19 protein-coding genes are annotated in these 18,700 nt (G+C 67.3%); 13 read left to right on the top strand and 6 right to left on the bottom strand.

Translation table 11 applies throughout. The features are described 5' to 3' along the window. Positions 1-45 precede the first annotated feature (45 nt). The gene (locus ATK74_RS02115) at positions 46-762 is read left to right on the top strand and encodes a Type 1 glutamine amidotransferase-like domain-containing protein (RefSeq protein ID WP_098459495.1); all 717 of its coding nucleotides are present in this window, start codon (positions 46-48) and stop codon (positions 760-762) included. Here the strand turns inward: ATK74_RS02115 and ATK74_RS02110 are convergent. The 3 genes from ATK74_RS02110 to ATK74_RS02100 all read right to left on the bottom strand — a co-directional run bounded on the left by ATK74_RS02110 (position 759) and on the right by ATK74_RS02100 (position 2,541). After that, entirely contained in the window at positions 759-1,175 is a 417-nt protein-coding gene (locus ATK74_RS02110) for a GtrA family protein (protein ID WP_098461898.1), read from the bottom strand. The genes ATK74_RS02115 and ATK74_RS02110 overlap by 4 nt on opposite strands. 8 nt (positions 1,176-1,183) lie before the next feature. Next, entirely contained in the window at positions 1,184-1,699 is a 516-nt protein-coding gene (locus tag ATK74_RS02105; protein ID WP_098459494.1) for a PH domain-containing protein, read from the bottom strand. Positions 1,700-1,770: 71 nt separating this feature from the next. Beyond that, complete coding sequence (locus tag ATK74_RS02100) at positions 1,771-2,541, bottom strand: biotin--[acetyl-CoA-carboxylase] ligase (RefSeq protein ID WP_245840604.1); 771 nt, start codon at positions 2,539-2,541, stop codon at positions 1,771-1,773. 48 nt (positions 2,542-2,589) lie between these two features. On the opposite strand from ATK74_RS02100, the gene ATK74_RS02095 reads away from it, so the two are divergent. The 8 genes from ATK74_RS02095 (at position 2,590) to ATK74_RS02060 (ending at position 10,326) form a co-directional block, all read left to right on the top strand. After that, on the top strand, positions 2,590-4,164 hold the full coding sequence (locus ATK74_RS02095; protein ID WP_098461896.1) for an acyl-CoA carboxylase subunit beta: 1,575 nt from the start codon (positions 2,590-2,592) through the stop codon (positions 4,162-4,164). After that, entirely contained in the window at positions 4,161-4,388 is a 228-nt protein-coding gene (locus ATK74_RS02090; RefSeq protein ID WP_245840601.1) for an acyl-CoA carboxylase epsilon subunit, read from the top strand. Before ATK74_RS02095 ends, ATK74_RS02090 begins: the two co-directional genes overlap by 4 nt. 115 nt (positions 4,389-4,503) lie before the next feature. Beyond that, complete coding sequence (locus tag ATK74_RS02085) at positions 4,504-5,121, top strand: Maf family protein (protein WP_098459492.1); 618 nt, start codon at positions 4,504-4,506, stop codon at positions 5,119-5,121. 35 nt (positions 5,122-5,156) lie between these two features. Further along, complete coding sequence (locus tag ATK74_RS02080) at positions 5,157-6,062, top strand: decaprenyl-phosphate phosphoribosyltransferase (protein ID WP_098459491.1); 906 nt, start codon at positions 5,157-5,159, stop codon at positions 6,060-6,062. Continuing rightward, entirely contained in the window at positions 6,059-6,736 is a 678-nt protein-coding gene (locus ATK74_RS02075; RefSeq protein ID WP_098459490.1) for an SDR family oxidoreductase, read from the top strand. Before ATK74_RS02080 ends, ATK74_RS02075 begins: the two co-directional genes overlap by 4 nt. Positions 6,737-6,805: 69 nt before the next feature. Then, positions 6,806-7,966: a YibE/F family protein gene (locus ATK74_RS02070; protein ID WP_098459489.1), complete on the top strand. Its 1,161-nt coding sequence runs from the start codon at positions 6,806-6,808 to the stop codon at positions 7,964-7,966. A gap of 194 nt (positions 7,967-8,160) precedes the next feature. After that, a complete protein-coding gene (locus ATK74_RS02065) occupies positions 8,161-8,850 on the top strand; it encodes a hypothetical protein (RefSeq protein ID WP_143483527.1) in 690 nt (229 codons plus the stop codon). 129 nt (positions 8,851-8,979) lie between these two features. Next, the gene (locus ATK74_RS02060; RefSeq protein WP_211283256.1) at positions 8,980-10,326 is read left to right on the top strand and encodes an HNH endonuclease signature motif containing protein; all 1,347 of its coding nucleotides are present in this window, start codon (positions 8,980-8,982) and stop codon (positions 10,324-10,326) included. 291 nt (positions 10,327-10,617) lie between these two features. On the opposite strand, the gene ATK74_RS02055 is transcribed toward ATK74_RS02060, so the two are convergent. Together ATK74_RS02055 and ATK74_RS02050 are read right to left on the bottom strand one after the other, a co-directional pair. Beyond that, on the bottom strand, positions 10,618-11,247 hold the full coding sequence (locus ATK74_RS02055; RefSeq protein ID WP_098459487.1) for a LysE family translocator: 630 nt from the start codon (positions 11,245-11,247) through the stop codon (positions 10,618-10,620). Between the two features lie 59 nt (positions 11,248-11,306). Beyond that, positions 11,307-12,296: a magnesium transporter CorA family protein gene (locus ATK74_RS02050; RefSeq protein ID WP_211283255.1), complete on the bottom strand. Its 990-nt coding sequence runs from the start codon at positions 12,294-12,296 to the stop codon at positions 11,307-11,309. A gap of 156 nt (positions 12,297-12,452) precedes the next feature. On the opposite strand from ATK74_RS02050, the gene ATK74_RS02045 reads away from it, so the two are divergent. Next, positions 12,453-14,216: an acetyl/propionyl/methylcrotonyl-CoA carboxylase subunit alpha gene (locus ATK74_RS02045; protein ID WP_098459485.1), complete on the top strand. Its 1,764-nt coding sequence runs from the start codon at positions 12,453-12,455 to the stop codon at positions 14,214-14,216. 3 nt (positions 14,217-14,219) lie between these two features. On the opposite strand, the gene ATK74_RS02040 is transcribed toward ATK74_RS02045, so the two are convergent. Further along, positions 14,220-15,260, bottom strand: coding sequence for a LacI family DNA-binding transcriptional regulator (locus tag ATK74_RS02040; protein ID WP_211283254.1), 1,041 nt, complete (start codon positions 15,258-15,260; stop codon positions 14,220-14,222). Between the two features lie 164 nt (positions 15,261-15,424). On the opposite strand from ATK74_RS02040, the gene ATK74_RS02035 reads away from it, so the two are divergent. The 3 genes from ATK74_RS02035 (at position 15,425) to ATK74_RS02025 (ending at position 18,648) form a co-directional block, all read left to right on the top strand. Then, positions 15,425-16,744, top strand: a complete 1,320-nt coding sequence (locus tag ATK74_RS02035) for an ABC transporter substrate-binding protein (RefSeq protein WP_211283253.1) — start codon at positions 15,425-15,427, stop codon at positions 16,742-16,744. Positions 16,745-16,879: 135 nt separating this feature from the next. Further along, complete coding sequence (locus tag ATK74_RS02030) at positions 16,880-17,767, top strand: carbohydrate ABC transporter permease (protein ID WP_245840598.1); 888 nt, start codon at positions 16,880-16,882, stop codon at positions 17,765-17,767. Next, complete coding sequence (locus tag ATK74_RS02025; RefSeq protein ID WP_098459482.1) at positions 17,767-18,648, top strand: carbohydrate ABC transporter permease; 882 nt, start codon at positions 17,767-17,769, stop codon at positions 18,646-18,648. Before ATK74_RS02030 ends, ATK74_RS02025 begins: the two co-directional genes overlap by 1 nt. The last annotated feature ends 52 nt before the right edge of the window (positions 18,649-18,700 follow it).

Below are 18,700 nucleotides of genomic sequence, written 5' to 3'. Positions count from 1 at the left end.
CTAGTTCGTCCGTGCACCACTACCGGCTTCTGCCAAGATGGGGGCATGACTGCGCATCTGGTCGCGATGGGCGGAGGCGGCTTCTCGATGTCGCCGCTCGGCGCCCCGACCAACCTGGATCGGTACCTGGTCGAACTGACCGGCAAGCGCTCGCCGCTGGTCTGCTTCGCCCCGACGGCATCGGCCGATGACCCGCAGTACATCAACCGCTTCTTGCTGGCCTACGGCACCCTCGGCGTGCGCACCATGGTGCTCACCTTGTGGCAGGGCGGCTCGGCCGGCTCGGTGGCCCGGCTGGCCGACGTCGATCTGCTCCTGGTCGGTGGCGGCCACACCGTGAACCTGATGGCCTTGTGGCAGGCCCATGGCGTGGACGCGGCGATCCGCTCCCGCTACGCGGCCGGCGACGTCGTCCTGGCCGGGGTCTCGGCCGGCGGTGCCTGCTGGTACTCCGGCTGCATCACCGACTCCTTCGGTGACTTCCGCGCCTGGCGCGGCGGCCTGGGCCTGGTCGAGGGCAGCTTCTGCCCACATTTCGACGGCGAGGCCGAGCGGGCCCCGGCCTTCACCGATGCGATCGCCTCCGGTGCCCTGCCGGGCGGCTTCGGGGCCGATGACGGCGCCGGGATCCACTACGTGGACGGGGTCGCCACCGAGTACCTGTCGGAGGCGGCCGGAAAGAACGTCTACCAGGTGCTGCCCTCGGATCTACCCACCTCGTCCGGCGTCCTGGTGGCCCCGCAGCCGATGACGGTGCTCTAGCGGAAGATCAGGCTGCGCTGCACCACGAAGTTCACCGTGGTGGCCACACCCTGGGCGATCACGAAACCGCCGATCCGCGCCCACGCATCACTGCCCGTGGTGGCCAGTAGCCACGGGTAGCACAGCGTCCACAAGCCCACTTGGACGGCGAAGGTGAGCCCGTAGAGGGCCACCACGGCCGCGAAGCGCCGCTTGGACGGGTCGGCCTCGAACGTCCAACGCCGGTTGATCAGGTAAGCGGTGGTGGTGCCGGCGATGAACGAGAGCGCCTTGGCCAGGCTGGGGCCGAGGCCGACAGCCATCAGCAGGTTCAGCAGTCCGAAGTCGACGACGGCCGAAATGCCGCCGGAGATCACGAACCGGGTCAGCTGCCTGGCCAGCGGGGCTCGGGCAGGTGCCTGGGGCTCACTCACCCGCGCGTTCACTCGTCCTTGAGGACGGGCTGCTGGATCGGGTCGATGCTGGAGAACAGCAGTTCGGTCATCATCACGTGGACCCGCTCGACATCGGGGATGTCGTCGAGCACCACCGGCTCGTCGGCGGCCGTGGTGAGTTCCAGGGTGCCGCAGCCGAAGATCCGGTCGACCAGCGAACGCCGGTAGGCCACGTTGTTGATCCGGGTCAGCGGCAGATCATGACCGCTCTTGTTGATGATCCCCCTGCGGGTGATGATCCGGCGGTTGGTGAAGGTGTACGTGCAGGTCAGCCAGCGGAGGAAGGGCGCGAGCACCCACACCACGAGAACCACCAGCGCGACCACGACCAGCACCCAGCTGGCCCACGGCTGGACGGTGGGCGGCAGAATCGCCAGTCCGCTGGCGGTCAGCACCACCAGGAAGATCAGCACCAAGGCCGGCGGGATCAGCGCCTTGGCATGCGTCCGCAAGTGGAGCACCTCGACCTCGCCATGGCCGAGGAGTTCAGCCGGTAAACCCATGGGTCCAATGGTGGCACAGCCCAGACCTCGAACCCGTGCAGGACGAGCACAAGCCCGCTTGTCGGAACCGATCAGCGCAGATGAACCACGTCGCCGGCCGCGAATGCCTCCAGGCCGATCGCGGTGCGAACCAGCAGCCGGCCGCCCCGATCGATGCCGACGGCCTCCCCCCGGCGGGACTCGTCCGGCCCGAGCTCGACCCGGACCTGGCGTCCGATGGTGGCGCAGACCTCCTGGTAGGCGACGCTGAGGTCGTCGCCGGCCTCCCAGCGCTGATACCAGCCCCGCAACGCGGTGAGGACGGCGGCGGCAACCTCGCCGTTCGACGTCTCGGCACCGGCCAGCAGCAGCGAGGTGGCGGTGGGCACCGGCAGCTCCTCGGCGCGCAGCCGGGTGTTGACGCCCATCCCGATGACGGCGGCGTCCCCCACCCGCTCGACCAGGATGCCGCAGACCTTGCGGTCGTTGATCAGGACGTCGTTGGGCCACTTCAGCCGGGCCGGGACTCCGGCCGCCTGGTGAAGTCCCTCGGCCACGGCCAGGCCGGCCACCAGCGGCAGCCAGGTCCAGCGCTCCAGCGGGATCGATGCCGGCGGACGCAGCAGCACCGAGATGGCCACTGCCGCTCCGGGTGGGGCCTCCCAGCTGCGGGTGAACCGGCCACGTCCGCTGCGCTGATGCTCGGCGATCAGCACCGTCCCGCTCGGGGCGCCGGCGCGGGCCGCCGCACTCAGGTCGGCGTTGGTGGAGCCGGTGGCGTCCACCACGTCCAGAGCCGACCACCAGCCGGCCTGCTCGCCAAGCCGTTCGGTGAGCCATTGGCGGTCAAAGCTGGTAATCACGCGTAGACCATATGCCACCGCAGAATGCCCGCCGATATGGTCAGCATCATGTCGCAGGAGACGCACACCACCAGAGGCAAGCTCGCCGATCTCGGCAGACGCAAGGCCCAGGCGCTGAACCCCTCTCCGGCCGCAGCCGTGGAGAAGGTGCACGCCCAGGGCAAGCTGACTGCCCGGGAGCGGATCAACGCGCTGCTGGACGAGGGCAGCTTCACCGAGTTCGACCGCTTCTCCCGGCATCGCTCGACCGCCTTCGGCCTGGACGAGCGACGTCCCTACACCGACGGAGTGATCACCGGCACCGGGGCCATTCACGGCCGCCCGGTCTGCGTGTTCAGCCAGGACGTCACCATCTTCGGCGGAGCGCTGGGCGAGGTGTACGGCGAGAAGATCGTCAAGATCCTCGACTTCGCCATCAAGACCGGCTGCCCGATCATCGGGATCAACGAGGGCGGCGGCGCCCGGATCCAGGAAGGCGTGGTGTCGCTGGACCAGTACGCCCAGATCTTCCGGCGCAACACGTTGGCGTCCGGGGTGATCCCGCAGATCTCGCTGATCATGGGGGCCGCGGCCGGCGGCCACGTCTACTCCCCCGCCCTGACCGACTTCGTAGTGATGGTCGACCAGACCTCGCAGATGTTCATCACCGGACCGGCCGTGATCAAGACCGTCACCGGCGAGGACGTGACCATGGAGGAGCTCGGCGGTGGCCGGACCCACTCCACCCGCTCGGGCAACTCCCACTACCTGGCTGCGGACGAGACCGACGCGCTGGAGTACGTCCGGCAGCTGATCACCTACCTGCCGCAGAACAACCTGGAGGATCCGCCGGTCTTCGAAGAGGACGAGGCCGATCTCACCGTCACCGAGCACGACCTGGCCCTGGACGACGTCATTCCCGACTCGCCCAACCAGCCCTACGACATGCACGAAGTGATTCGTCGAGTGCTGGACGACGACGAGTTCCTCGAGGTGCATCAGCTCTACGCGCCGAACATCATTTGCGGCTTCGGACGGGTCGAGGGCCGGGCCATCGGCGTGGTGGCCAACCAGCCGATGGTCTACGCCGGCTGCCTGGACATCAAGGCGTCGGAAAAGGCCGCCCGGTTCGTCCGCACCTGCGACGCGTTCAACATTCCGGTGCTCACCTTCGTCGACGTGCCCGGCTTCCTGCCCGGCACCGACCAGGAGTGGGACGGGATCATCCGGCGCGGCGCCAAGCTGATCTACGCCTACGCCGAGGCCACCGTCCCGCTGCTGACCGTGATCACCCGCAAGGCCTACGGCGGCGCCTACTGCGTGATGGGCTCCAAGCCGCTGGGTGCCGACGTGAACCTGGCCTGGCCCACCGCCCAGATCGCCGTGATGGGTGCCGAGGGCGCGGTGAACATCCTCTACAAGCGCGAGCTCGCCGACGCCGACGATGCCACCTCTCGGCGCACCGAGCTGATCGAGGAGTACAACGACGAGCTGGCCAACCCCTACATCGCCGCCGAGCGAGGCTATGTGGACAAGGTGATCTACCCCCACGAGACCCGGGCCCAGGTGATCCGGGTGCTGCGACTGCTGCGCACCAAGCGGATGCAGCTGCCGCCCAAGAAGCACGGGAACATCCCGCTGTGAGCGCCCCGGCACCCGAGGACCTGGTCCGGATCGTCAGTGGCGAGCCGACCGAGGAGGAACTGGCCGCGCTGGCCGCGGTGATCGTGGCCGTGCGTCGGCAGCGTCCGACTCCACACCCGCCGGCGACCGGCACCCTGGCCGGCGGCTGGCGCTCCTACTGGCACACGGTGCGCAACCCGCTGCTGCCCGGCCGGGATGCCTGGCGCAGCACCTTCCGGCGCTGAGCCAAGTTCAGCCTGGCTTGCCCCTCCACCGGATGGACGTGACATTCTGGAGGCCTGCGCTTCGACCAGAGAGGACCGACGATGGCTGTGATCGCCGACCCGACCGGATCGAGCCTTGGCTGCTGAGCAGGGGCCGCGGCTGATCCTGGCCTCAGCCTCTCCGGCCCGTCAGCAGGTGCTTCGCCAGGCGGGGCTTCACCCCGACGTCGTGGTTTCCCAGGTGGACGAGTCCGGCTTCACCGCACCGGACGTGATCTCGCTGGTCGCCGTCCTGGCCGAGGCGAAAGCCACCGATGTGCTGGCCCAGGTGCCCGATGAGGACGTCCTGGTGGTCGGCTGCGACTCGCTGCTGGAGTTCGCCGGTGAGCCGTTCGGTAAGCCCGCGGACCTGGATCAGGCCAAGCAGCGCTGGCTGCGGATGCGCGGTGCGTCCGGACAGCTGCACACCGGGCACCACGTCTGGTACCGACACGATGGACGCATCGAGCGGGCCTCGTCGGTGGCCACCACCGAGGTGATCTTCGCCAACCTGGACGAGGCCGAGATCGATGCCTATCTGGCCACCGGGGAGCCACTGAAGGTGGCCGGCGGCTTCACCATCGACGGTCTGGGCGGTGCCTACGTGACCACTCTGTGCGGCGACCCGCACAACGTGGTCGGGATCAGCCTGCCGCTGCTGCGCAGGCTGCTCAGCGAGCTGGGAGTCCCCTGGCACAGCCTCTGGCGAAGCTGAGCCAGGGTGGCCGCAAACGGTAGCCTGGGGCCGAGATGACGAGCCAAGATTCTGCGAACGCCGCACCGAAGAAGTCCGCCCTGCCGGCCTGGTTGCGCGCGATGCGTCCCAAGCAGTGGGTGAAGAACGTCCTGGTGCTGGCCGCCCCGCTGGCCTCGGGCCGGTTGTTGGAACCTGGTGTGCTGCTGGCCAGTGCTCTGGCCTTCGTGGCGTTCAGCCTGATCAGCGCCTCGATCTACCTGATCAACGACGTCCGCGACATCGAAGCCGACCGACTGCACCCGAAGAAGCAGTTCCGGCCGATCGCCGCCGGTGAGGTGTCCCCCCGGACGGCCTGGATCCTGGCTGCCGTCACCGCGGTGGCCGCCTTCGCCGTGGGCTTCTGGACCACCCCGATGCTGGGCGTGACCCTGGCCGTCTACTGGGTGTTCCAGCTCGCCTACTCGTTCTTCCTCAAGCACCAGCCGATCATCGATCTGGCCATGGTGGCGGCCGGCTTCCTGCTGCGGGCCGTGGCCGGCGGCGTCGCCTCCGAGCTGCCGCTGAGCCAGTGGTTCTTGCTGGTGGCCTCTTTCGGCTCGCTGTTCATGGTGGCCGGCAAGCGCTACTCCGAGCTGAAGGAGCTGGGCACCGAGGCCGGCACCCGAGCCAGCCTGGAGCGCTACACCAAGTCCTACCTGCGCGAGGTCTGGTCGATCTCGATCGCCGTGGTGATCATGTCCTACAGCCTGTGGGCCTTCGAACTGCCCGGAGTGCAGCCGCTGGGAGTCAGCTGGACGGCCATCTCGATCGCACCGTTCACCTTGGCCCTGCTCCGCTACGCCATGAAGGTCGATCAGGGCAAGGCCGGCGAGCCGGAAGACGTTGTCATGGGCGACCGGACGCTGCAGGTGCTGGCCGTGCTGTGGGTGATCCCGGTGGCGATCGCGGTGTTCGGATGAGCCGCCCGGTTGCGCTGGTCACCGGTGCTTCCAGTGGCATCGGACGAGCGATCGCCCTGGCCCTGAGCAGCACCCATCACGTCCTGGTCGGTGGTCGGGACGCCGACCGGATCGCTGAGACCTGCGCCCTGCTGGAGTCGTCCGCGCCGTTCTGCGTGGACCTGGACGATGAGGCTGCCGTCGCGGCGGCCGCCGCCGGCATCGAGCGCCTGGACGTCCTGGTGCACTCGGCCGGACTGGTCGCCTACGGCACCCTTGCCGAGAGCACCACCCAGGAGTGGCAGCAGGTGCTGGCCACCAATGTGGTCGCCCCGGCCACCCTGACCCGGGCTCTGCTGCCGGCACTGCGCGTCGCCCGCGGCCTGGTGATCTTCATCAACTCCGGTGCCGGGTTGACTGCCCACGCCGGCTGGGGGGTCTACGCGGCATCCAAGTTCGCCCTGACTGCGCTGGCCGACTCACTGCGGGCCGAGGAGCGGGGCGCCATCCGGGTCACCTCGCTGCACCCGGGACGGGTGGCCACCCCGATGCAGGTCCAGCTCAACGAGTTGGAGGGCCGGACGTACCGTCCAGAGCGCTATCTGGACCCCGACTCGGTGGCTCGGGCCGTCCGGTTGGCGGTGGACCTGCCACCGGAGGCCAGCCTGGACAGCCTGCGGATCGCCCCGGTCTGAGCCGAACACTTACCCACGCCGAAGCCCGCACTGGCGGTCGCTGACCGCGGCGATGGCAGAATCCAGAGCATGGAACCAGAGCTCGTGACGACCCACGACCACGGTGGACCCGTCCGAGCCAGCCGGCACACCCAGCTGATCCTGGGCATCGTGATGGCCATCCTGGTGGCCGCCACCGCAGTCGGGGCGGTGCTGCTGTGGCCCCACGATGTCCCGGCCAAGCAGCCGTGGCTGGATCCTGGAGCAACCCTGGTCACCGGCTCGGTGGTTGAAGTGGTCCCCAACGACGGGCAGACCGGGCATCTGGTCGTCCAGCTCGACGACGGCAGCCGCGTCGAGGTGCCCGGCGACCCAAGCGCGCCGCTCAGCGAAGTCCACCTGGGCCAGCGAGTGCAGGCCATGACCCTGCCCGGACAACCCGGCGCCTACTTCATCGACTACGAGCGGACCGCGCCGATGCTGGCCCTGCTCGCCGTCTTCGTTGCCGTGGTGATCGCCGTGGCCCGCTGGAAGGGCGTGGCCGCGCTGGTCGGGCTGGCGGCCGCGCTCACGATCGTGTGGACGTTCACGCTGCCGGCGCTCAGCATTGCCCGCAACCCGCTGGGGGTCGCCCTGGTCACCGCTTCGCTGGTGATGTTCGTCGTGGTCTACCTGGCCCACGGCATCTCGGTGAAGACCACCACCGCCCTGATCGGCACCTTCCTCGGCATCGCCGTGGTGGCCGGCCTGGCCTGGTGGGCGATCCCGGCGACTAGCCTGACCCCTCTGCAGGACGAGGTGATGGGTCAGCTCCCGTCCCAGTTCCCCGGCATCGATGCCCGCGGGATCCTGCTGTGCGGCATGGTGCTGGCCGGGGTCGGCGTGCTGAACGACGTCACGATCACTCAGGCCTCAGCGGTCTGGGAGCTGCGCGAGGCCGCCCCGACGGCCAGCCGCCGGACGATTTTCGGCAGCGCCATGCGGATCGGCCGCGACCACATCGCCTCGACCGTCTACACGATCGCCTTCGCCTATGTGGGGACGGCGCTGGCGCTGCTGCTGCTGTCCTCCCGGCTGAACTTCACGATTCTGCAGCTGCTCACCTTCAACACCGTGGCCCAGGAAGTGATCGCCACCCTGGTGGCCTCGATCGCCCTGGTGGCAGCGATTCCCCTGACCACCGCACTGGCCGCCTGGCTGGCCGCGCCGATGCCACCCGAGCCTGCGCCGGCTCGGGCCATCATCGACTGAAGCTCATCAAGAGTCCGTCCACCCGCCGCTCTCGATCCTGACTCACGCCACCGAACCCTCACTCCTTCACATCGCGATCAGGTGGCTTCGTCGTCGCTAAGAGGACAGAAGACTGACAGAGTTCGCCGAGGGCTGGGTTTGGGCTGGCTGCGCCCGCTAGCGTGCGAACATCCTCACCCCCTTTGGAGGCAGGCGTGGAGCTGTCAGCTCACCGCAAGAATGCGTTGTCCCCGCGCAAGCGGCAGCCGTCATGGCATCGACCCGCTGGACTGGTCTCCCTGCTTGCCGGTATCGCTATGGCCCTTTCGGGCTGTGCGGCCCCGCGGCTGGCGGCGGCTGAGGTGCTGGATGGCTCTCAGACGGCTGAGGCTCGGTCGGCAGCGATCGCCCGGGTGGAGCAGTGGCCCGCGGGCTTGTCGGTTCCTGGGGTGAGCCTGGTGGCCAGACGCACCTACACCACCTGTCGCGAAGGCCAGAACAACTGGAAGGTGAAGGACGGCTACCGGCTGCAGTGCAAGGCGCATTCCTTGGTCTTCTTCGGTTGGGACGGGGACTACACCGCCGGGCGAGACACCATGCTGCAGGCGATGGCGAGCTTCTGTGTGCTCGCCTCAAGTGGCGATGTGGCGGATGGATCGCCGAGCGACACCCTGCCCGTGCCGGGGCCCAACTATTCCTGTTCGCCCGATCTTGAAGGCTATTCGCAACTCCTGAGTGGCCAGGCGGCCACGGTGCTAGTGACTCCGGAATCGTGGCTGACGACCTTTGTTGAACAGCGTTTGGTTTCTGGGCCTGATGACGCGCAGTTGTTGGCGAAGTTAAGGACTCGAAGGTGGTTGTTCGCAATGGACGTGAACTCGGTGTTCTTCCAGGACCAGCCGTAACCATCCTGCGTGGCCCGATTGGGACTGGCGACGCCTTTCCTGTGATTATCTGTACGACATTTCTCGGGACATGAGCTGAGGGCCAATTCGGGGGAAGAAAGTGTCAGTGGGGCTGGTTAGTGTGGGGTTATGGATGAGAGCTTCGCCGAGCTGACTGATGGCCAGTTGTTGGCCGTTATCGGTGCTGCTCTTGATGCTCTCACCGATGATCGGCTGCGGCTACCGTCCGATGCGGAACAGCTCGCCAATCTGAGAGTGGCGCTGCGGCTGGATGCCCGGCTCCAGGCCTGGCAGCAACAACTCGCCGCCCGCATCGAAGCGACGGAGGCGGCCTGGCGGGAGTACCGCACCTCGACCACCACCTGGCTCACCGATGCCGCCCAACTCACCCCTCGCGAGGCGAGGCGGCTGATCAAAGCCGGACAAGGGCTGGCCCAGTTCGAGGTCGTCCGGCGTGCTGCCGCCGCCGGAATGGTGCTGCCCTCCCAGGCCGAGGCGATCACCTCCGTACTCGCCGACCTACCCCGAGAGTTCGACCAGGCCACGATCATCCAAGGACAAGAGTTGATGGTTGGTTTCGCGGCCAGCCACGACGCCGCAGCCCTGCGTCGGCTCACCACACACCTGGTCGAAGTACTCGCCCCCGACACCGCCGACACCCTCGAAGCTGCCAGGCTCGAACGGCAACAGCGAGCCGCCCGTGCCCGCCGGCATCTGGAGTTCGTCGGCGACGGGCACGGCAGCATCCACATTCGTGGCAGCCTGCCAGTAGCCGATGCCGAACCGTTCATCCGGATCATCGACGCCTACGCCGCCGCCGACAAGCGAGCCTCCCTCGAAGCCCGAGATCCACTCGTTGAGCTTGTCACACCCACCATGCGCCGAGCCGACGCGCTGATCACTATGGTCAACCGGCACTGCCAAGAAGCACTCGCCCCCGCCAACGGCGGCGACCGGCCCCGCATCGTGATCACCTTGTCCTACGACAAACTCGCCAAGACCGCTACCGACGCGGGGCTGCTGACCGGCCACCTGACCGGCAGCAACCAGCCGATACCGGCCGGAGTCCTGCGGCGACTGCTGTGCGACGCGGACCTGCTACCCGCAGTACTGGGCAGCCAGTCCGAGATCCTCGACGTCGGACGCACCCAACGACTCGTTGCCGCCCCGATCAGAGCAGCCCTCGAACTACGCGACGGCGGATGCGTGTTCCCCGGCTGTGACAAGCCGCCTCAGGAGTGCCACGCCCACCACATCGTCCCCTGGTGGGCGGGCGGATTGACGTCACTAGACAATCTCGTCCTGGTCTGCGCGCACCACCACGGCATCGTCGAACCGGGCCACGACCCGACCGCCGATCGCTGGCAGGTACGACTGCGAGCCGACGGCCGAGCGGAGATCATCCCGCCCCGACGCGCCGACCCCACCCAGCGACCACGAATCCACGCCCGCTTCCTCACCCCCATGCGCGCATAGGCCGACCACGGCTTCGTCACCCTGTGGTCACTGCATTTGTCCTCACCCCATGCGCGCCTGAGCATGGCCACGTCCTGCAACATGCACGCGAATACGAATCACGGCCCAAGTGATTTCACAATCGGCCGCAATGAGAACGGGAGGGATTCTCGGTTGCCCGTCTACCTCGAAATCACAGCAGGCCACACAGAAAGCGCAGGCCCGGCTGGACGAACTCGCGGATCACCTGTTCGAGGTGACGCGTCCTGGGCAACGCGATGCCGCCAGTCGGCTGACGCGGCCCGTAACCCCTCAGCGCTCGAAGCCGAGGACGGCCGCGAAGCCGGTCATGGCCACGCCCGCGGTGGCGTCGACGATCCGGCCGCCCCGACGGCTGGTCAGATAGCGGCGCATCGGGCCGGCCGCCAGGATCACCACGGTGAACCAGGCCATACCCATGGCCCCGTGGATCAGCGCCAACAGGGCTCCGATCGCCGCCGGCGGGTAGCCGGGCGGCAGGAACAGCGGCAGCACCGACAGATAGAAGACGGCGATCTTCGGGTTCAGCAGGTCAGTGAGCAGCCCCTTGATGAACGCTTCGCCGGGCTTGTCCACCGGGGTGCCGGCGACCTCCAGCGATGGTGAATCACCGCGCCACGCAGAGCGCAGGTAGCTGAACGCCAGGTAGAGCAGGAAGGCCACTCCGGCCCAGCGCAACACGTTGTAGGCGACCTGCGAGGCCACGAACAACGCAGCCACACCGGCCGCCGCGGCCACTCCCCAGAACACCACTCCCAGCCCGATCCCGGCCGCGGCCGCGAAGGCCGGACGAGGTCCGCCGCGCAACACCTGCCGGAGCACGAAGACGGTGTCCAGGCCGGGAGTGACGGTCATCACTGCAGCCAGCAGTGCGAAGCCGAGGACGGCCTGGGCCAAGCTCATGGACGCATCGTAGGGCGCGGCGCAGCCGGCCCGACATCGCCGAGACAGCCAGGAATGATCTAGATCCAGTCGAACTTCCGGAAGACTGCGAACAGCCCGACGCTGCCGAACACGATCAGCACGCTGGACTGGATCAGGCCGGAGACGGCCGAGAAGCCCGGGTAGGGCAGGTTCTGGCCGAACCAGCCGGTGATCGCGGTCGGCACCGCGATGATGGCGCCCCAGCCGGCCAACTTCTTCATCACCTCGTTCAGCCGGGCGTCCTGCAAGGAGAGCTGGGTCTCGAAGATGCTGGAGACCATGTCGCGCAGGCTTTCGGTCCACTCTGCGGCCCGGATCACATGGTCGTAGAGATCGTTGAAGTTGCCGTCCAGGTCGGTGGCCAGCGGTCGATCGCTCTCCGAGCGGAACCGCATCACCGACGTGACCACCTCGCGCATCGGCAGCACCACCCGGCGCAACTCGACCAGTGCCTTGCGCATGGCGAACACCCGCTGCTGAAGGATGGACGTCTTGCCGCTGGGCTCGAAGAGCAGGTCTTCGAGATCCTCCAGCTCATCGTCCATCTTCCCGATGGCTTCGAAGTGGCCATCGACAAGGTGATCCAGCAGCCCATGGACGAGTGCAGCCACGCCGCTGTGCAGCAGGCCGTCCTCTTGCCAGCGGCGCAGAATGGCGTCCATATCGACGGTGTCGTCCGGGCGCACGGTGATCAGACCGTCCTTCAGCAGGAAGGCCGAGACCCGGCCGGTGATCAGCCGCGCGTTGCGCGTGCCAGTCTCGATCGTCGTCGAGTAGCAGGTGAGGAAGGAGTGGGTGGCGTGCCGGGTGGCCTTGGGCCGCTCCATGGGCTCGACGGCGTCCTCGACGGCCAACTCGTCCATGCCGAGTTCGTCGCGCAGCACGGCGAGGTCCTCAGGGCTGGGGGCCAGGATGTCCAGCCAGACCAGGACGTCCTCACGGCCCAGCCAGGCGTCCAGATCGGCCAACGGAAAGTCGACGGCCACTTCGACGCCGTCGCGCCAGGCCCTGCTGCGAATGCTGCTCACGGCGTCCAGCATGCTCCGTCCACGGCGTCGGGTCCCGACAACCTCAGCCGACACGCAGAACACAGCAAAGCTCAGCAAAGCGGCTTAGTCCGCGCCTCGGGGTCCAGACCTTCTCACTAGACTCCGCAGCGACGCCGCAGGTTCCAGGGAGGGTCGATGACGATTTCGAAAGTGCTGGTCGCCAACCGCGGCGAGATCGCGGTGCGGGTGATCCGGGCTGCGCGCGATGCCGGGATCGGCAGCGTCGCCGTCTACGCCGACCCGGACGCCGACTCGCTCTTCGTCCGGCTCGCCGACGAGGCCTTCGCACTGAACGGAATCACCCCGGCCGAGACCTACCTCGACATCGCCAAGCTGCTCGCCGTGGCCACCCGCGCCGGGGCCGACGCCGTCCACCCCGGCTACGGCTTCCTGGCCGAGAACGCCGCCTTCGCCCAGGCCGTGATCGACGCCGGGCTGACCTGGATCGGACCGCCGCCGGCCGCCATCGAAGCCCTCGGCGACAAGGTGCAGGCCCGTCATATCGCCCAGAAGGTGGGTGCTCCCCTGGTTCCCGGCACGGCCGACCCGGTGGCGGACGCCGCTGAGGTGCTCGCGTTCGCCGAGCAGCACGGACTGCCGATCGCGATCAAGGCCGCCTTCGGTGGCGGCGGACGCGGCCTGAAGGTGGCCCGCACTCTGGAGGAGATCCCCGAGCTGTTCGAGTCGGCCACCCGCGAGGCGGTCACCGCCTTCGGTCGCGGCGAGTGCTTCGTCGAGCGCTACCTGGACCGTCCCCGGCATGTCGAGACCCAGTGCCTGGCCGACGCCCACGGCCACGTCGTGGTGGTCTCCACCCGCGACTGCTCCCTGCAACGACGCCACCAGAAGCTTGTCGAAGAGGCGCCTGCACCATTCCTGAGCGAGGAGCAGGTGGCCAGCCTGTACGCCTCCAGCAAGGCGATCCTGGCCGAGGCCGGCTACGTGGGCGCCGGGACGTGTGAGTTCCTGGTCGGCCAGGACGGCACCATCTCTTTCCTCGAGGTGAACACCCGGCTCCAGGTGGAGCACCCGGTTTCCGAAGAGGTCACCGGACTGGATCTGGTCCGGGAGATGTTCCGGATCGCCGACGGCGAGGAGCTCGGCTACGGCGACCCGACCCCGCGCGGGCACTCGATCGAGTTCCGGATCAACGCCGAGGACCCCGGACGCAACTTCATGCCGGCCCCCGGCACCCTGACCGCCTGGACGCCGCCGTCCGGCCCGGGCGTCCGGGTGGATGCCGGCTACCTGCCCGGAATGGCCGTGCCCGGCTCGTTCGACTCACTGGTGGCCAAGCTGATCGTCACCGGGGCCGACCGGGCCCAGGCCATCGAGCGCAGCCGCCGGGCACTGGCCGAGACCGTGCTGGAGGGAATGCCCTCGGTGATCCCCTTCCATGCCGCAGTGCTCACCGAGCCGGCCTTCGTGGCCGCCGACGGCAGCTTCGGCGTCCACACCCGTTGGATCGAGACCGAGTTCGACAAGCGGCTGGAGCCCTACACCGGCACGCTGGGCAGCACCGAGGGCGAGGACAAGACCGTCTACGTGGTCGAGGTGAACGGTCGCCGGGTCGAGGTCCGGCTACCCAGTTCGCTGGCCGCCCCGGTCCTGAAGCAGCCCTCTGCGCAGCGTCCGACCCGTCGCAGCACCGGGGGCGCGAAGGCCAAGGCGCCCTCGTCGAACGAGCTGACCGCCCCAATGCAGGGCACCATCGTCAAGGTGGCCGTGATCGAAGGGGACGAGGTGGCCGAGGGCGACCTGGTCCTGGTGCTGGAGGCCATGAAGATGGAGCAGCCGATCACCGCCCATCGGGCCGGCATCGTCTCCGGGCTTTCGGCCAAGGTCGGTGCCAGCGTGGGTTCGGGTCAGGTGCTCTGCGAGATCGTCGATCCGGCCTGAGGCTCAGCCGACGAAGGGTGCCGTGCTGGCCCGGATCACCATGGTGGCCGGTAGCCGCAGGTGCTCTTCCTTGGACTCCCCGTTGAGCAGTTCCATGAGGATCCGGATGGCCTCGGCACCGATCTGATGCATGGGCTGGGAGACCGTGGTCAGCGCCGGGGTGGCGTTCGCCGCCTCCGGGACGTTGTCGAAGCCGACCACCGACAGATCCTCGGGCACCCGAAGACCCAACTCGGCGGCCACCTCAAGGACCCGGATCGCGGACAGGTCGTTGGCCGCGAAGATCGCACTGGGCCGGTTCGGCAGGCTGAGCAGTTCGTGAGCGGCATCGGTGGTCTCCACGGCGCGATAGCCGCCCACCCGCACCAGCTCGGGGTCGTAGGGCAGACCGGCGGCCTGGAGGGCCTCTCGGTAGCCCTGCTCGCGCTGCTCGGCAGAGACCAGGTCCGTGCGACCGCGGATGTGCGCGATCCGGGTGTGGCCCAGCTCAATGAGATGCTCGGTGGCGGCCCGGGCGCCGCCGATGTTGTCCACCTCGACGGTGCTGGGTCCGGTACGTCCGGTGTGCGGGTCGATGGCCACCACCGGAATGGTCGCCGTGGTCACCGCGGCAGTGGGGGCCACGATCACGGCACCGTCGATCAACGTGCCGGCCAGCCGGGACAGCGAGCGGCGCTCCCAGCCGATCTCGTTGTGGCTGAGATCACCGGAGTAGGCCAGCAACTCATAGCCGGTGCCTTCGGTGGCGGTCGAGATGCCCTTGAGCAGCTCGGTGGAGAACGGTTCGAACTGCGGCACCAGCACCCCGACCACATTGGTGCTGCGCCGCCGCAGGCTGCTGGCCACCAGGGACGACTCGTAGCCCAGGTCGGCCACGACGCTCATCACCCTGTCATAGGTCTCGGCCGCGACGCCGTCTCGGCCGTTGATCACCTTGGACACCGTGGAGACCGAGACTCCGGCCGTCCGGGCCACATCGACGATGGTGGCCCGCTCGACAACCGGCCGCTCGGCGGTACGTCCGGATCTAACAGTGTGGGTCACGGCGGTAACGCTAGCCCATGCCGAGCCGGACGAGATCCAGGCGCAACTAAAACGTTATCGAAAACGTTTGACAGGCCCGGATGGCGATGAAAGTATCCAGAACAGGCAGGAATCCCTGCCGCACGGTCAAAGAGGACTGAGAGGTCTGTCGTATGCAGTGGAAAATGAAGGCCCCGGCGCTGGTCGCGCTGGGTGCAAGCGTGGCGCTAGCCCTCGCCGGTTGTTCCGGCGGAACGTCCGGGACCGCAACCACCCCGGGCGGCAGTTCATCCGCACCGTCGCAGAGCGCAGCTGCTCCGGTGACGATGACCTTCTGGCACAACTCCACCACCGGTGACGGCAAGAAGTACTGGGAAGACACGGTTGCGGCGTTCACCAAGGAACACCCGAACGTCACCATCAACATCCAGGCCATCCAGAACGAGGACATGGACGGAAAGCTGCAGACCGCCCTGAACTCCGGCCAGGATCCGACGATCTTCATGGCCCGTGGCGGCGGCAAGCTCGCTGACGTGGTCGCAGCCGGTCAGGTGATGGACATCACCGACAAGATCGCTCCCGACGTCAAGACCGCTCTGGGCGACGGCATCTTCAGCGCCTTCACCGTCGGCGGCAAGATCTACGGCATGCCCACCTCGGTGCTGCCCGGCGGCATCTACTACAGCAAGGATCTGTTCAAGGAAGCCGGCATCACTGCTCTGCCGACCACCTTCGAGGAGCTCAACGCTGCGGTGGCCAAGCTGAAGGCCAAGGGCATCTCTCCGATCGCGCTCGGCGGCAAGGACGCCTGGCCGGCCGCGCACTGGTACTACTTCATGGCTCTGCGTGACTGCTCCAAGGACGTCATGGACAAGGCCGCTGCCGAGAAGGACTTCTCCGATCCCTGCTGGCTGAAGGCCGGCGAGGACCTGAAGGCGTTCGCTGACACCGATCCGTTCAACAAGGGCTACCTGACCACCTCTGCTCAGCAGGGCGCAGGCAGCTCCGCTGGCCAGATCGCCAACCACAAGGCCGCCATGGAGCTCATGGGTGCCTGGGAGCCCGGCGTGGTCAAGGACCTCACCCCGGACAAGAAGTCGCTGGCCGACCTGGGTTGGTTCCCCTTCCCGGCCGTCTCCGGCGGCGCTGGCGATCCCACCGCAATGATGGGTGGCTCGGACGGCTTCGCGTGCCGCCAGGGTGCCCCGGCCGAGTGCGTCGACTTCCTGAACTTCATGGCCAACAAGGCCAACCAGGAGGGCTACGCCAAGGCGTTCCAGACCCTGCCCGCTAACAAGGACGCCAAGGGTGTCGTGACCGATCCTGCTCTGCAGGACGTGCTCGCCTCCTACGACAAGGCCGCCTACGTCAGCCTGTGGCTGGACACCATGTACGGCCAGAACGTCGGCAATGCTCTGAACGGTGGCGTGGTCAACATGCTCGCCGGCAAGGGCACCGCTGCTGAGATCGTTGCTGCTGTGAAGACGGCTGCGGCGAAGGGCTAGTCCAAGAACCTCATGAGCGAAACAGTGAATGCACTGGCCACGCGCTCGTCAGGTTCGAAGTCGGCCCGAGTCGATGCTTCGGCATCGGCTCGGGCTGACCGAGCCAGGGCAGAATGGCGCAAGCGGCTTGAAATCGTGATCCTTGCCGGACCGGCGATCCTGATGTTCCTGGCTTTTGTGATCCTTCCCGTGTTCATGGCCGCCTACTACGGCTTCTTCAAGTGGAAGGGCTTCGGGGTTCCCACGAACTTCGTCGGGTTCCAGAACTACATCACGATCTTCACCGACCAGAACTTCCTTGATGCGCTGACGCACAACGGGATGATCGTGGTGATGTCGTTGATCATGCAGGGGCCGGCGGCCATCGCCTTCGCCCTCCTGCTCAACCAGAACATCAAGGGTCGTTCGTTGATCCGGGTGCTGATCTTCGTCCCGTACGTGATCTCCGAGGTCATCGTGGGCACCGGCTGGAGCTTGATGCTGCAGTACCAGGGCGCCCTCAACGACCTGCTGACCAACCTCGGCATGGGCTGGGCCACCGCCGACTGGATCGCCAACCCGAACACGGCGATCTGGACCCTGATGGTCATCATTTCGTGGAAGTACCTGGGCTTCGCCGTGATCTTGATGCTGGCCGGGATGCAGGGCATCCCCGACGAGCTCTACGAGGCGGCGGCCATCGACGGCGCGTCCTACTGGCGGATCCAGCGTTGGATCACCTTGCCATTGCTCGGCCCCACGGTCCGAGTCTGGGCGTTCTTGTCGATCATCGGCTCGCTGCAGCTGTTTGATCTGGTCTACATCATCTGGGGTCAGTACGTCTCTTCGACGGCTGGCACCTCCACCATGGCCACCTACATGGTCCGCGAAGGTCGGCTGGCCGGTAACTACGGCTACGGCAACGCGGTCGCGGTGGCGATCTTCGTGATCTCGCTGGTGATCGCGCTCACCTACCAGCGGTTCGTGCTGCGGCGCGACACCGAAGGTGCGCTCACCGACGGCCCGGAGCGGAAGGCTCGCTGATGTCTCAAGTCGCACTCACCGCCAGTTCTCGGCGAAGCGGACGCAAGCGCGCCTCGAAGTCCGGGGCCACCTGGGGCAGCCCGGGCACCTACCTGATCGCCACGGTGCTGATCGCGATCTGCATCGCGCCGGTGCTGTACATCATCATCGGCGGCTTCCGGACGAACTCGCAGATCACCGTCGACCCGTCCGGGCTTCCCAACCCATGGGTCTTCAAGAACTACGCCGACGTCCTGGCCAGTCAGCTGTTCTGGCAGCAGTTCACCAACTCGGTGATCTCGGCAGTGTCCACCACCATCGGCACCGTGGCCCTGGCTCTGATGGCCAGCTTCGTGATCGCCCGGTACGACTTCCGCGGACGCAACGCCATGTACTCGCTGTTCGCCGCGGGCCTGATGTTCCCGCTGACGGTGGCGATCACCCCGCTGTACCTACTGCTGAAGAACATGAACCTGGCCAACAACCTGCTGGGGGTCATCCTTCCGCAGATCGCCTTCGCCTTGCCGATGACGGTGATCATCCTGGTGCCGTTCCTGGCCGCCATCCCGAAGGAACTCGAGGAGGCCGCCTTCATCGACGGCGCCAGCCGACTCGGCTTCTTCTTCCGGATGGTGCTGCCGCTGTCGTTGCCGGGCGTGATCACCACCGCGATCCTGGCCTTCGTCGGTGCCTGGAACAGCTACATGCTGCCCCTGTTCATCCTCAACGAGTCCAAGATGTACACCCTCCCGTTGGGCGTGCAGGCGTTCTCGTCCGAGCACTCGGTGGACACCGCAGCCGTGCTGGCCTTCACCTCCTTGTCGATGCTCCCGGCGCTGTTCTTCTTCAGCATCTTCGAGCGTCGCATCGTCGGCGGCCTCACCGGCGCCGTCAAGGGCTGAGCACACGCTCGGCCCACAACCATCAAGCCCCTGCAATTCGAAGGAGACGGAC

The organism is Propionicimonas paludicola, assembly GCF_002563675.1.
Lineage (GTDB): Bacteria > Actinomycetota > Actinomycetes > Propionibacteriales > Propionibacteriaceae > Propionicimonas > Propionicimonas paludicola.
This window is presented reverse-complemented; position numbering and strand designations above follow the sequence as displayed.

Coding starts and splice junctions, on each gene's coding strand:
- ATK74_RS02115 (WP_098459495.1), top strand. CDS start 46: ATGACTGCGCATCTGGTCGCGATGGGCGGAGGCGGCTTCTCGATGTCG.
- ATK74_RS02105 (WP_098459494.1), bottom strand. CDS start 1,699: ATGGGTTTACCGGCTGAACTCCTCGGCCATGGCGAGGTCGAGGTGCTC.
- ATK74_RS02095 (WP_098461896.1), top strand. CDS start 2,590: ATGTCGCAGGAGACGCACACCACCAGAGGCAAGCTCGCCGATCTCGGC.
- ATK74_RS02080 (WP_098459491.1), top strand. CDS start 5,157: ATGACGAGCCAAGATTCTGCGAACGCCGCACCGAAGAAGTCCGCCCTG.
- ATK74_RS02075 (WP_098459490.1), top strand. CDS start 6,059: ATGAGCCGCCCGGTTGCGCTGGTCACCGGTGCTTCCAGTGGCATCGGA.
- ATK74_RS02070 (WP_098459489.1), top strand. CDS start 6,806: ATGGAACCAGAGCTCGTGACGACCCACGACCACGGTGGACCCGTCCGA.
- ATK74_RS02060 (WP_211283256.1), top strand. CDS start 8,980: ATGGATGAGAGCTTCGCCGAGCTGACTGATGGCCAGTTGTTGGCCGTT.
- ATK74_RS02055 (WP_098459487.1), bottom strand. CDS start 11,247: ATGAGCTTGGCCCAGGCCGTCCTCGGCTTCGCACTGCTGGCTGCAGTG.
- ATK74_RS02045 (WP_098459485.1), top strand. CDS start 12,453: ATGACGATTTCGAAAGTGCTGGTCGCCAACCGCGGCGAGATCGCGGTG.
- ATK74_RS02035 (WP_211283253.1), top strand. CDS start 15,425: ATGAAGGCCCCGGCGCTGGTCGCGCTGGGTGCAAGCGTGGCGCTAGCC.
- ATK74_RS02025 (WP_098459482.1), top strand. CDS start 17,767: ATGTCTCAAGTCGCACTCACCGCCAGTTCTCGGCGAAGCGGACGCAAG.